Source organism: Enterobacter cloacae complex sp. P16RS2 (assembly GCF_014982155.1).
Lineage (GTDB): Bacteria > Pseudomonadota > Gammaproteobacteria > Enterobacterales > Enterobacteriaceae > Enterobacter > Enterobacter cloacae_M.
Window position 1 is genome coordinate 97,122 of the sequence record NZ_JADCKW010000003.1, and the last position, 13,396, is coordinate 110,517.

Annotated in this window: 13 protein-coding genes; 8 read left to right on the forward strand and 5 right to left on the reverse strand. The window is 53.7% G+C overall.

From position 1 onward, the window contains the following. Window positions 1-11: 11 nt before the first annotated feature. Window positions 12-698: an RNA chaperone ProQ gene (gene proQ, locus INF68_RS01095; protein WP_014884292.1), complete on the reverse strand. Its 687-nt coding sequence runs from the start codon at window positions 696-698 to the stop codon at window positions 12-14. Between the two features lie 96 nt (window positions 699-794). Beyond that, window positions 795-1,292: a GAF domain-containing protein gene (locus INF68_RS01100; RefSeq protein WP_008500476.1), complete on the reverse strand. Its 498-nt coding sequence runs from the start codon at window positions 1,290-1,292 to the stop codon at window positions 795-797. A 132-nt stretch (window positions 1,293-1,424) separates the two neighbouring features. Here INF68_RS01100 and yebS point away from each other — a divergent pair, with 132 nt between their 5' ends. The 4 genes from yebS to INF68_RS01120 all read left to right on the forward strand — a co-directional run bounded on the left by yebS (window position 1,425) and on the right by INF68_RS01120 (window position 7,176). Beyond that, on the forward strand, window positions 1,425-2,708 hold the full coding sequence (gene yebS / locus INF68_RS01105; RefSeq protein ID WP_023312213.1) for a membrane integrity lipid transport subunit YebS: 1,284 nt from the start codon (window positions 1,425-1,427) through the stop codon (window positions 2,706-2,708). Continuing rightward, complete coding sequence (locus INF68_RS01110; RefSeq protein WP_126786404.1) at window positions 2,677-5,310, forward strand: PqiB family protein; 2,634 nt, start codon at window positions 2,677-2,679, stop codon at window positions 5,308-5,310. Before yebS ends, INF68_RS01110 begins: the two co-directional genes overlap by 32 nt. 77 nt (window positions 5,311-5,387) lie before the next feature. Then, window positions 5,388-6,830, forward strand: a complete 1,443-nt coding sequence (rsmF, locus tag INF68_RS01115) for a 16S rRNA (cytosine(1407)-C(5))-methyltransferase RsmF (RefSeq protein ID WP_047173213.1) — start codon at window positions 5,388-5,390, stop codon at window positions 6,828-6,830. 106 nt (window positions 6,831-6,936) lie between these two features. Next, the gene (locus INF68_RS01120) at window positions 6,937-7,176 is read left to right on the forward strand and encodes a YebV family protein (RefSeq protein ID WP_008500472.1); all 240 of its coding nucleotides are present in this window, start codon (window positions 6,937-6,939) and stop codon (window positions 7,174-7,176) included. A 34-nt stretch (window positions 7,177-7,210) separates the two neighbouring features. Here INF68_RS01120 and pphA read toward each other — a convergent pair whose 3' ends face one another. Next, complete coding sequence (gene pphA, locus INF68_RS01125) at window positions 7,211-7,855, reverse strand: protein-serine/threonine phosphatase (RefSeq protein ID WP_047173214.1); 645 nt, start codon at window positions 7,853-7,855, stop codon at window positions 7,211-7,213. A 166-nt stretch (window positions 7,856-8,021) separates the two neighbouring features. Here pphA and INF68_RS01130 point away from each other — a divergent pair, with 166 nt between their 5' ends. After that, window positions 8,022-8,963 carry a VirK/YbjX family protein gene (locus tag INF68_RS01130; protein WP_126786405.1) on the forward strand — a complete coding sequence of 314 codons (942 nt, stop codon included), beginning with the start codon at window positions 8,022-8,024 and terminating at the stop codon, window positions 8,961-8,963. Window positions 8,964-9,480: 517 nt separating this feature from the next. Then, the gene (locus INF68_RS01135; protein WP_193525204.1) at window positions 9,481-10,152 is read left to right on the forward strand and encodes an SOS response-associated peptidase; all 672 of its coding nucleotides are present in this window, start codon (window positions 9,481-9,483) and stop codon (window positions 10,150-10,152) included. Here INF68_RS01135 and INF68_RS01140 read toward each other — a convergent pair. Both INF68_RS01140 and INF68_RS23130 read right to left on the reverse strand, forming a co-directional pair. Next, window positions 10,145-11,410 (reverse strand): Y-family DNA polymerase, encoded by a 1,266-nt coding sequence (locus tag INF68_RS01140; RefSeq protein WP_193525205.1) that lies wholly within the window; start codon window positions 11,408-11,410, stop codon window positions 10,145-10,147. The genes INF68_RS01135 and INF68_RS01140 overlap by 8 nt on opposite strands. Further along, window positions 11,410-11,715, reverse strand: coding sequence for a hypothetical protein (locus INF68_RS23130; protein ID WP_216786940.1), 306 nt, complete (start codon window positions 11,713-11,715; stop codon window positions 11,410-11,412). The genes INF68_RS01140 and INF68_RS23130 overlap by 1 nt, the downstream gene beginning before the upstream one ends. Window positions 11,716-11,827: 112 nt before the next feature. Between INF68_RS23130 and INF68_RS01150 the strand changes: the two genes are divergently transcribed. Together INF68_RS01150 and INF68_RS01155 are read left to right on the forward strand one after the other, a co-directional pair. Then, window positions 11,828-12,190: a GtrA family protein gene (locus tag INF68_RS01150; protein WP_193525207.1), complete on the forward strand. Its 363-nt coding sequence runs from the start codon at window positions 11,828-11,830 to the stop codon at window positions 12,188-12,190. Next, on the forward strand, window positions 12,187-13,104 hold the full coding sequence (locus INF68_RS01155) for a glycosyltransferase family 2 protein (RefSeq protein WP_193525208.1): 918 nt from the start codon (window positions 12,187-12,189) through the stop codon (window positions 13,102-13,104). The genes INF68_RS01150 and INF68_RS01155 overlap by 4 nt, the downstream gene beginning before the upstream one ends. Window positions 13,105-13,396: the final 292 nt, after the last annotated feature.

Consider the following 13,396-nt stretch of genomic DNA (forward strand, 5'->3'; position numbering starts at 1 on the left):
TGGCCTCCGTTTCAGAACAACAAGTGTTCTGCGCGTACAATCATTGACATACCAGAAGTCAGCTGTACACGAACGCCATCTTTGGTGATTTCCAGTACGGTGGCGTCCATAGCATTGTTACCCGCTTTTACCTTCAGCGCCTGACCTACGCTCAGGGCGTTAATGTCAGAAACCGGCGTATGGCGCGGCTCTTCACGAGGGGCACGCGGGGCTTTTGCTGCTGGTTTGTCTGCACGCGGTTTGCGATCGTTATTATCGTGACGACGCGGCGCAGGGCGTGGTTTACGCTCACGACGAGGCGCTTCTTCCTGGCCGTTTGCCGCGGCGGCTTCGCGTTTTTTCGCCTGCTGTTCTGCACGTTGTGCCTGAACGCGTGCTTTGGCTTCTTCAAGCTGCTTGCGCGCGTGCTCAACGTGCTGCTCGTCCAGCTCACCGCAAGGGTTGCCGTCGAGGTCCACGCGGGTAGCGCCTGGTTTGATACCGTACAGGTAACGCCAGCTCGAAGTATAAAGACGTAAGGCGGAACGCAGCTGAGTTTTGCTGAGGTTCATTTCCCCTTCAACACGCGCCACCAGATCCTGAAAAATACCGACTTTCAGGGGACGAGCTTCACCTTCCGCGCTGAAGCACTGCGGGAAACGCTCGGCCAGAAATGCGATAACTTCTTTACTGCTATTCAACTTAGGTTGATTTTCCATGAAATTTCCTGATTACAACGGACGTTGCCAACAAGCGCAGGCATGAACAGGCGTCATTATAATGACGCTATCAGTAAATGCTACGTTATCCGTTGATTATCCTGCGACGCTCGCAAAGAATTTTTGATAATCGGTTGCAGCGAGTACGTTTTCCAGATTCGCCACCAGCTCGCGTAGCCCCTGTTCGTCCTCGGTTGTAAAGCGACTGAAGACCGTACTGTCGATATCCAGAACGCCAATAATCTGATTTTTGACCACCAGCGGCAGAACGATTTCAGAATTACTGGCAGCATCACAGGCAATATGCCCGTCAAACGCATGAACGTCTTCCACACGCTGGACCTGATTTTCGGCCACCGCAGTGCCGCATACGCCACGCCCTACCGGAATACGCACGCAGGCCAGTTTGCCCTGGAACGGGCCGAGCACCAGCGTTTCACCTTCCAGGAGGTAAAAGCCGGCCCAGTTCACGTCAGAGAGACGTTCAAACAGCAATGCGCTAGTATTTGCCAGAGTGGCTAAGAAGCTGGTCTCACCCGCCATCAATGCCTTAAAATCGCGGTTCAGATCCGCGTAGAATTCTGTTTTGTTCATTATTCAATCACTTAGTTGTCTTACAAATTTACCGCATAGCCTATTAAAATAAGCATTAAATGCGCTCATGCTCAAGATGAATCCGTTCATGAGTTATTATAACTTTCAACAATACTTATTTGTGCGCAGCTGATGGCCTTAAAAACAACCAAAATTACGCCAACAAGAAAGATAACTGTCCATACGGTAAGCGAAGCTTTGCCACGTGCACATTATCAGCGTTGCCCCCAGTGCGATACGCTTTTTATGTTGCCGAAGATGAAATCGCACCAAAGTGCCTTTTGTCCGCGCTGCGACGCCAAAATTCGCGATGGCCGCGACTGGTCGCTAACCCGTCTCGCCGCTATGGCCGTCACCATGCTGCTGCTGATGCCCTTCGCCTGGAGCGAACCGCTGCTGAAACTTTACCTGCTTGGCGTGCGCATTGACGCCAACGTACTGCAGGGTATCTGGCAGATGACCCGTCAGGGCGATCCCATCACCGCTGCCATGGTGCTGTTCTGCACCGTTGGCGCGCCGCTGGTGCTGGTCGCCGCCATTGCCTATCTGTGGTTTGGCAATATTCTCGGCATGAACCTTCGCCCGGTGCTGCTGATGCTGGATAAGCTCAAAGAGTGGGTGATGCTGGATATTTATCTGGTGGGCGTGGGCGTTGCGTCAATAAAGGTACAGGACTACGCCTTTTTGCAGCCCGGCATCGGACTCTTTGCTTTCATCAGCCTGGTATTGCTGAGCATACTGACGCTTATCCACCTGAACGTTGAACAGCTCTGGGAGCGATTTTACCCTCAGCGCCCCGCCACGCGTCCTGATGAAAATCTGCGCGTCTGTCTGGGATGTCACTATACCGGCTTGCCCGACGCGCGTGGTCGCTGCCCGCGGTGCCACATTCCGTTGAGGCTGCGGCGCAACAACAGCCTGCAAAAATGCTGGGCCGCGCTGATCGCTTCCCTGGTGTTTCTGATCCCAGCCAATATGTTGCCGATTTCCATCATTTACGTGAATGGCGGGCGTCAGGAGGATACTATCCTCTCCGGGATTATCTCCCTTGCGCACAGCAACGTCGGGGTGGCGGCGATCGTCTTTATTGCCAGTATCCTGGTTCCCTTTACCAAAGTGGTGGTGATGTTTACCCTGCTCATCAGCATTCACTTTAAATGTGAACAAGGCTTACGGACCCGCATTCTGCTGCTGCGGTTCGTCACCTGGATTGGCCGCTGGTCAATGTTAGATCTGTTCGTGATTTCACTGATGATGTCGCTCATCAATCGCGACCAGCTACTTGCTTTTACAATGGGACCCGCGGCTTTTTATTTCGGCTCTGCGGTGATATTGACTATTCTTGCTGTGGAATGGCTGGATAGCCGCTTACTTTGGGATGCACATGAGTCAGGAAACCCCCGCTTCGCCGACTGAAGCGAGAATTAAAACAAAACGCCGCATTTCGCCATTCTGGTTGCTGCCCGTCATCGCCCTGATGATTGCAGGCTGGCTTATCTGGACGAGCTATGAAGATCGCGGGAGTACCGTCACCATTGATTTCCAGACCGCCGACGGCATCGTCGCCGGGCGAACGCCCGTTCGCTTCCAGGGGGTTGAAGTGGGTACGGTTCAGGACATCTCCCTTGGAAAAGGGCTGAACAAGATTCAGGTGCGGGTCAGTATTAAATCTGACATGCAGGATGCCCTGCGCAGCGAAACGCAGTTCTGGCTGGTCACGCCAAAAGCCTCTCTGGCCGGCGTGTCAGGGCTGGATGCGCTCGTGGGCGGTAACTATATTGGCATGATGCCGGGTAAAGGAGAGCCGCAGGATCACTTTGTTGCCCTGGATACACAGCCCAAGTACCGCCTCAATAACGGCGATTTAATGATCCATCTGCAGGCGCCGGACCTCGGTTCTCTGAACAGCGGTTCGCTGGTCTATTTCCGCAAAATCCCGGTTGGTCGCGTGTACGATTACGCGATCAACCCGAATAAACAGGGCGTCACCATCGACGTGCTGATCGAGCGTCGCTTCACCAATCTGGTGAAAAAAGGCAGCCGCTTCTGGAACGTCTCCGGCGTGGATGCGGACGTCAGCCTGAGCGGTGCGAAAGTGAAGCTGGAAAGTCTGGCCGCGCTGGTGAATGGTGCCATTGCCTTTGACTCCCCGGAAAATTCAAGCCCCGCCACCGCTGATGACTCATTTGGATTGTACGCTGACCTGGCGCACAGCCAGCGCGGCGTGCTCGTCAAACTCGCCCTGCCCGATGCTAAGGGGCTAAAAGCGGGTTCGACGCCGCTGATGTATCAGGGGTTGCAGGTTGGTCAGCTCACCAAAATGACGCTCAACCCGGGCGGCTCGGTCACCGGCGAAATGACTGTCGATCCGAGCGTGGTCGATCTCCTGCGCGAGAAAACGCGTATCGAAATGCGCAGTCCAAAGCTCTCTCTGAACGATGCCAGCCTCAGCACGCTGTTGACCGGCAATACGTTTGAGCTCATCCCCGGCGAAGGTGAACCCAGCAATAGCTTCGTGATTGCCCCGGCGGATAAATCCCTGCTGCAAAAGCCGGGCGTAGTGACCGTCACGCTGAATGCGCCAGAAAGTTACGGAATCGAAGCCGGTCAGCCGTTAATTTTACACGGCGTGCAGGTCGGCCAGGTGCTGGAGCGTAAGCTCTCCGAGAATGGCGTGACCTTCTCGGTCGCCATCGATCCGCAGTACAGCGACCTGGTGCACGGTGACAGCAAATTCGTGGTGAACAGTCGCGTCGACGTGAAGGTGGGTCTGGACGGCGTGGAGTTCCTCGGCGCCAGCGCCAGCGAATGGGTTAACGGCGGCATCCGCATTCTGCCCGGCGATAAAGGCCCCGTTCGCGACAGCTATCCTCTGTATGCCAACCTGGAGAAAGCGGTTGAAAACAGCCTGAGCGATCTCCCTACCACCACGCTGACGCTAAGCGCCGAGACGCTGCCGGACGTACAGGCGGGCTCCGTGGTGCTCTACCGCAAGTTTGAGGTTGGGGAAGTTATTACCGTTCGCCCGCGTGCGGATGCGTTTGATATCGAACTGCATATCAAGCCGGAGTACCGCAAGCTGCTGACGCCAAACAGCGTCTTCTGGGCCGAAGGCGGCGCGAAAGTTCAGCTTAACGGTAACGGGCTGACCGTGCAGGCCTCCCCGCTCTCACGCGCGCTGCGCGGGGCGATTAGCTTCGATAACCTCAGCGGCGCGGGCGCGAATCTGCGTAAAGGCGATAAGCGTATTCTCTTCCCGTCCGAAACCGCCGCACGCGCCGTGGGTGGACAGATTACCCTGCACGCGTTCGATGCCGGCAAGCTGGCGGAAGGCATGCCAATTCGCTATCTCGGCATTGATATCGGGCAGATCCAGAAGCTGACGCTGATTACCTCGCGCAACGAGGTGCAGGCCACCGCCGTGCTGTACCCGGAATATGTGCAGACCTTCGCCCGGACGGGTTCGCGCTTCTCGGTGGTCACGCCGCAGATCTCGGCCGCGGGCGTTGAGCATCTCGACACCATCCTGCAGCCGTACATCAACGTTGAGCCGGGCCAGGGCAATGCCCGTCGTGATTTCGAGCTGCAGGAAGCCACGATCACCGACTCGCGCTACCTTGGCGGCCTGAGCATCGTGGTGGAAGTACCGGAAGCGGGCTCGCTGAGCATCGGCACCCCGGTACTGTTCCGCGGCATTGAAGTGGGTACGGTCACGGGCCTGACGCTCGGTACGCTCTCCGACCGCGTGATGGTGGCGTTACGCATCAGCGAGCGTTACCAGCACCTGGTCCGCAATAACTCGGTATTCTGGCTGGCGTCCGGCTATTCGCTGGACTTTGGCCTGACGGGAGGCGTGGTGAAAACCGGCACCTTCAACCAGTTCATTCGCGGCGGTATCGCGTTTGCCACGCCGCCGGGCACGCCGCTGGCACCAAAAGCGCAGCCGGGTAAACACTTCCTGCTGCTCGAAAGCGAACCGAAAGAGTGGCGTGAATGGGGAACCGCCCTGCCGCGTTAATCTGACAGGCTCCGGTGTCAACGCACCGGAGCCTTTATGTTACACTGCGCACCTGAACTTTTCCCTGTGGTGTGCCCGTGGCTCAAAACTCCGTATTTCTTCCTGAACAATTCCTGGCGCAGATGCGCGAGGCGCTTCCCTCTCACCTGTCGTTAGACGATTTTATCGCCGCCTGCCAGCGTCCGTTACGCCGAAGTATTCGCGTCAACACGCTGAAAATCAGCGTCGATGATTTTCTGGCGCTGGTCTCGCCGTACGGCTGGCAGCTTACGCCGGTCCCGTGGTGCGCCGAGGGTTTCTGGATCGAACGCGATGACGAAGCCTCGCTGCCGCTGGGCAGTACCGCTGAACATCTGAGCGGTCTGTTCTATATTCAGGAAGCCAGCTCGATGCTGCCGGTGGCCGCCCTGTTCGCCGATGGCAATGCGCCTGAACGCGTGATGGATGTTGCCGCGGCGCCCGGCTCAAAAACCACGCAAATTGCCGCCCGGATGGGTAACCACGGGGCGATCCTCGCCAACGAGTTTTCCGCCAGCCGCGTGAAGGTGCTGCATGCCAACATCAGCCGCTGCGGTATACATAATGTTGCCCTGACGCACTTTGACGGACGCGTGTTTGGCGCCGCCTTACCGGAAGCCTTCGATGCCATTCTGCTGGACGCCCCCTGCTCCGGCGAAGGAGTGGTGCGTAAAGATCCCGATGCGTTAAAAAACTGGTCCGTGGAAAGCAACCTTGAGATCGCCGCCACGCAGCGCGAGCTGATCGAGAGCGCATTCCATGCCCTGCGTCCAGGCGGCACGCTGGTCTATTCAACGTGCACCTTAAACCGCGATGAAAACGAAGACGTCTGCCTGTGGCTGAAAGCGAACTACCCGGATGCCGTGGAGTTTCTGCCGCTTAACGATCTGTTCGCCTCGGCACAGGAGGCGGTCACGCCGGAGGGTTTCCTCCACGTGTTCCCGCAGATTTACGACTGCGAAGGGTTCTTTGTGGCGCGTCTGCGTAAAACGCAGGCGGTTGCTCCCCTGCCCGCGCCTAAATTTAAGGTCGGCAACTTCCCGTTTGCTCCCCTTAAAGGTCGCGATGCAGCACAGCTTGAAGCCGCCGCCAAAAAGGTTGGGCTGGTCTGGGATGAGAGTCTGCACCCCTGGATGCGTGATAAAGAGATATGGCTGTTCCCGGCACAGATCGAGCCGCTCATCGGAAAGGTCCGTTTTTCGCGAATCGGGATCCGCCTGGCGGAAGTGCATAACAAAGGCTATCGCTGGCAGCATGAGGCCGTTATCGCCCTTGCCGGATGCGAGAATACCTTTGCCCTGACGCATCAGGAAGCCGAAGAGTGGTACCGTGGTCGCGATGTCTATCCGGACAGCACGCCATCAGGCGATGAAGTGATAGTGACGTATCAGGGATATCCGCTGGGGCTGGCAAAAAAAGTCGGCTCAAGGCTGAAAAACAGCTATCCGCGCGAGCTGGTTCGGGATGGCCGTCTGTTTACCGGTAACGATCGCACAGCCTGAAAAAAAGCGCATTTTTTTACTGGCGATTTTGCTCTCCTTGTCTACGATCAAAAATGGGTGATCGCACTGGTCATACCAGATTTTGACAACCGACCCGGAGAGCACTATGACGAAAACCAGCGTGCGTATTGGCGCTTTTGAGATCGACGACGCAGAGCTGCGCGGCGAAGCACAAGGCGATCGAACGTTAAGTATTCCCTGCAAATCCGACCCGGATTTGTGCATGCAGCTCGATGCATGGGATGCAGACACCAGCGTCCCGGCAATACTTGATGGCGAACATTCTGTCCTTTACCGTGAGCATTACGATAGCAAAACCGATGCCTGGGTCATGCGTCTTGCCTGACCTAAAGAGAACCCGCCCGAAGGCGGGTTATTTATTACTGCAGCTGCGCCAGCGTGAAGTAACCGTCGAAAACAGCCCCCGTATCAATGTAGTGCAGATTATTAAAATCGTATCTTCTGTCGAGGGGCGTATGCCCAAACCAGAAATGATCCGCGCCGCTGATGCCCTCTCCTTTGCCCACCATAAATCCCATCAGCCTGTCGCGGTTCCATAAGACGCGCTGGGCGCTAACCGGTTTTTGCCAACAGTATTCCGCGGCCGGATAATCAGCATGGGCAATCACATTCAGACCGTTCGCACAGGTTATCTCGATGATATGCGGTAAATCGCGACAGGCGTCGAGCAACGACAGGGCAAGCTGCTGCTGGTCGCGTTCAAGATGCGAAAACCATATTCCACCATTCATCGTCCAGAGAGAAAAATCGTTATTATCCAGACTGTCGAGAGCCATTTGCTCATGGTTTCCACGCACGGCACGAAACCATTTTTCATGAATTAACTGCAGGCATTTAACGCTATCAGGGCCACGATCGATCACATCCCCGACTGAAATAAGTAAATCCTCATATGGGTTAAAATGACGGCGTTTAAGCTCATCCATAAGCCACTGGTAACAACCGTGTATATCGCTGACAACCCAGACGTGACGCCACATCCCACCTTCAATTCGCTGATACATAGGACCTCCTTTAAACAGTATAGCCGCCGCAGAAAAGGCAACAGACAGGCGCGGTCATCACGAAGTCAAACAAACGGTAAACCAAACAGAAATAAAGATCCTCGCGCTATTAATCCCCTTTTCCTGGCTCTTTAGAATAAGGGCAGAAAAAAAGAGGGGTCTTCACGTGTCTAATACGCACCTGCATAACGATGTTTTCTATCCGCATCGCACAAATATTATTTCCGAGCTGGTGAACGGCAAACGCGTTCCGGGTCCGATCTGGCGCAAACGCGAATATCGTCTGAAGTTCCTTTTACGCTCGCTTCTGTTCTGGTCCTCCACCCATCGCATGCTGGAAGCCCTTTCGGGGCGCGACGATTTCGACAGGCTGCTGGCCTCTCAAATTACGTTGCCCAGCAAGACCCACCGACAATATCTGATGCGCGGCCTGACGGCTAACGATCGCGCCGACGCTATCGTCAACCATTACTACTGGATTGATAGCCTGAAAGAGAGCGGTCTCGCTCAGGCCCTGACGAGCCCGCAGGAGCAAACCGTTGTGCAGTTCCATGCTAAAGACGGCGTAACCTATACGGTCAATGCTTCCTCTGCGGGAAAAGCCGAGCGCGAAGGAGAAAGCACGCTGTGGCTACACGACAACGAGGATACGCTGCTGGCCAGCCTGACCTTTAGCGTCGCGCGCAGCAACGGTCAACAAGTCATGGTCATTGGCGGGCTTCAGGGGCCCCGTCGCTGCGTATCGCGAGACGTCATTAAACAGGCCACCCGCGCCTGTCACGGCCTGTTCCCTAAGCGCGTGTTGATGGAAGTTCTTTTTCAGCTGGCTGCACAGTCATATGTCCGGGCGATTTTTGCCGTCAGCGATGAAGGGCACGTTTTCCGCGCGTTGCGATATCGCCTGAGCAAAGGCCGCCATTTCCACGCCAGCTACGATGAATTTTGGGCATCTCTGGACGGTAAAAAACTTTCAAGCTTCTGCTGGCAGCTGCCGCTGCAGATGGAGCGTAAATCCCTTGAAGAAATTGCCAGTAAAAAACGTGCCGAATACCGCCGTCGCTTTGAGCTGCTCGATGAAATAGAGGCGTCCGTGAAGTCCCGCTTTTAACGATGACTCTTGCTTTATCCGACTGTACACGAAAATTTAACAAAACTGGCAAAAAGGGCTGGACTTCGGCATGCTGTGTTGTGTTATGTTTTAGCAGGACGTACAGGATGTACGCGCTGTATGAGAAAGATTGCGTTGGGATTACGCGTTTACTTTCATACAGATAAAAAGAGACCGAATACGATTCCTGTTTCCGCTACAACCAGCACTTTTTGATATAATTCATGTAGTTACATGTCGAAAACCCGTCAAATACGGGTTTCAATGCTTACCAATACATCCATTCAAGATCAAACCGTTGCCATCTTTTTCGAGTGAGCGACGAGTGAAGTTAGGGATCGCACCGATCCGAAAACTCCCCCTCTTTTGCGTAGCTCCTTCCAGTTTCGCAACACGCCGCTTTACGCATTTCATCCTCATCAGCATAATCGCCCCGAATCCGTTTGTAAGACTTAACCAGCGCGCGCTACTTTTTCTCCCTGCCCTATACTTTCAGTCTGACTGACTGGAGGTTTCTATGTGTGGACGTTTTGCACAAGCCCAAACCCGTGAAGAATATCTGGCTTACCTGGCCAACGAAGCAGATCGCGACATCGCATACGACCCGGAACCCATTGGCCGGTACAACGTCGCACCCGGTACCAAAGTCCTGCTGCTGAGCGAACGCGACGAGCAGCTGCATCTCGATCCGGTGGTCTGGGGTTACGCGCCCGGATGGTGGGATAAAGCACCATTGATAAACGCGCGAGTTGAGACCGCGGCAACGAGCCGCATGTTCAAACCTCTCTGGCAGCATGGCCGGGCGATATGTTTCGCCGACGGATGGTTCGAATGGAAGAAGGAAGGCGACAAGAAACAGCCCTACTTCATCCACCGTGCCGATGGCCAGCCGATATTCATGGCAGCGATCGGCAGCACACCTTTCGAACGTGGCGATGATGCAGAAGGATTTCTCATCGTGACGTCTGCAGCTGATAAGGGCCTGGTCGACATTCACGATCGCCGTCCACTGGTTCTGTCTCCAGAAGCGGCCCGGGAATGGATGCGGCAGGATATAGGCGGGAAAGAAGCTGAGGAGATAGCCGCCGACGGAGCTGTGCCGGCGGATAAGTTTATCTGGCACGCCGTGACGCGCGCCGTGGGTAATGTGAAGAACCAGGGTCCGGAGTTAATCGAGCCCGTCACCTGACAACAAGCAGATCTGAGTATCTCGTCGTATACCGTGGCGAAAGCATTTCCCGCTTCATCTGCCACTGCTGCTGCACGCCCTGGCCTGCAAAATAGAGCGTGCCTTTACCGCCTTTGGCATTGAGCTGGTCAAGTACCTGCATCAGCTGTGCGCTGTCTTCGCGCGGCGCGTTCTCGTCGAACAGGTTGAGCTGAGCAACCCCCTGACTGAAGAAGTCACCAAGCATGATCCCAGCCTTTTGGTACCGATGTCCATCCTTCCAGATTGCATCAAGGCACCTGGTGGCGGCGTTGATAATATCGCGGCTGTCCTGGGTAGGTGTCAGAAGCTTTACCGATGCGCTATTGCCGTAGTATCGCTCGTTCAGCGCAAACGGCGACGTCTTCACGAACGCCGATATGTAACGACAGTATTGATGCTCGCCGCGAAGCTTCTCTGCTCCGCGGGCGGCATAGCTGCAGATGGCCTGACGCATCTGTTCGTATTCGGTAATCCGCTCCCCAAACGATCGGCTACAGACTATCTCTTGCTTCATCGGAGCGAACTCTTCCAGCTCAAGGCATGGCTCTCCGCGCAACTCGCGCACCGTTCGCTCCAGCACGACATTGAAGTGTTTGCGGATAACGGCGATATGCGTGTCCGCCAGGTCGAGCACGGTCTTGATGCCCATCGCTTCAAGCTTCTTGCTGATGCGGCGGCCGACGCCCCACACTTCATCAACGGGTAGCAATGCCATAAGCTTTCGCTGGCGATCGACGTTCGACAGGTCCACCACGCCGCCAGTGGCTTTCCAAGTCTTTGCCGCGTGATTGGCTAGCTTTGCCAGGGTCTTTGTCTGAGCAATCCCTACGCCGACGGCCAGGCCGGTATTCCTGCGCACTGCATCTTTCAGCTCATGGCCGAACTCTTCCAGCACGCGGCAGTTACGCACGCCAGTCAGGTCACAAAAGGCCTCGTCGATTGAATAAATTTCGACGCGAGGGCTCATTTCCTCCAGCGTTGTCATCACCCTGTTGCTCATGTCAGCGTAGAGCTCGTAGTTTGAACTGAAGCAAACCACGCCCTGATGCCGGAAGTAGTCCTTACATTTGAAGTACGGATCGCCCATTTTAATGCCGAGCTTCTTGGCTTCAGCAGAACGGGCTATTACACAGCCGTCATTATTTGAGAGCACGACAACCGGCTTCCCCCGTAGATCCGGCCTGAATACTTTCTCGCAGCTCGCATAAAACGAGTTAACATCAACCAGGGCAAACATCACATCACCGGATTGTCGTCGACCCATACCGGGCTAATGGTATGCGTGACCACGCCAACAAGGCGAACATCATCAAGAGCCTCGCCTTCTATGGCCTCACCATCATCAGTAATGAGCGAGTCACCGGCCCAGTACGCATGCTGCTGTCGGCCGCAAAACCAGATGAGCAAGGTGTCTCCGCGCTTAAACAGGGTTGAGCCCTCAACGACCTCATAGCCTCCCTGTATTTCAACTATGCTTGCCGAAGAAGAGAGTGGATCTGTTACCGCAATGAAGGCGGGGTGTATGTCTTCTGTGCGTGGCATAATCACCTCACAATATAACTGTATACATATACAGTATCGTCAAATATGAGGGTCGATCAAGTTTCACAGTGGTGCTAAACTTCAGACCTTTCAGAATTGACTGATTTATATAATGTTAAAGCTCTTTGCTAAGTACACATCAATCGGCGTCGTCAACACGCTCATTCATTGGGTTGTGTTCGCTATTTGCATATACGCGTTTCACACAGGTCAGGCACTTGGCAACTTCGCCGGTTTCGTCGTGGCGGTGTCGTTCAGCTTCTTCGCTAACGCCAGGTTCACCTTTAAGTCTTCGACAACCACGATGCGCTACATGCTCTACGTTGGATTTATGGGAACACTAAGCGCTGCTGTAGGTTGGTGCGCTGATAGATCTGGCATGGCCCCTATTATCACGTTAATCATCTTCTCCGCCATCAGTCTGGTGTGCGGCTTTATCTATTCAAAGTTCATTGTCTTTAGGGATGCGAAATGAAAATTTCTCTGGTTGTTCCCGTCTTCAACGAAGAAGACGCGATACCGATTTTTTATAAAACGGTGCGGGAATTTGAAGGGCTTCAGCAGTATGAAGTCGAGATAGTCTTCATAAACGACGGCAGCAAAGACGCCACAGAATCAATTATCAGCGCGCTTGCTGTTTCCGATCCGCTTGTGGTACCGCTGTCATTCACAAGAAACTTCGGTAAAGAGCCCGCTCTGTTCGCCGGCCTTGACCATGCGACCGGTGAAGCGATTATCCCGATCGACGTAGACTTGCAGGACCCTATAGAAGTCATTCCTCACCTGATAGAAAAATGGCAGGCTGGGGCTGATATGGTTCTAGCTAAACGCTCTGATCGCTCAACAGATGGAAGATTGAAGCGCAAAACCGCAGAATGGTTTTATAAACTCCACAATAGAATAAGCAATCCGAAGATTGAAGAAAACGTTGGTGACTTCCGCCTCATGTCTCGTGAGGTTGTAGAAAACATTAAACTTTTGCCAGAACGTAACCTCTTCATGAAAGGTGTTCTGAGCTGGGTTGGAGGTCGTACAGATGTGGTCGAATATGCCCGCGCTGAACGCGTTGCTGGTAGCACCAAATTCAACGGATGGAAACTATGGAACCTTGCGCTTGAAGGTATTACCAGTTTTTCCACTTTTCCATTGCGTATGTGGACTTACATCGGGCTTATTGTTGCCGGACTGGCATTCCTTTATGGCGCGTGGATGATTTTGGATACTTTAGTATTTGGTAACCCAGTGCGGGGCTATCCGTCGCTTCTTGTTTCAATATTATTTTTGGGCGGTGTGCAACTAATTGGGATTGGAGTGCTTGGGGAATATATTGGAAGAATATATACTGAATCTAAACAAAGACCAAAATACTTATTAAAAAAGGGTTTGTAATGAAACTAATAATTATTAGATATGCATTACCGTTCATATTGGCATTAATAATATGCTTCACTTCCGTGTCATTGATGATGATGAACACGGGAGACTATTATAGAGCGGTCTTTCCATTCATTGAGAATATACAGCAATTTACAATGAATCTGCCTTTGCACTATGAATTAAAAGGTAACTTCTCTTCATTAACCTCATACGAATACAAAAGCTCATATAGTTATATACTATATTTTTATGCTTATATTGTAAGCGTATTTACCAATATCTTTTATGTGCCGATATATTCTTC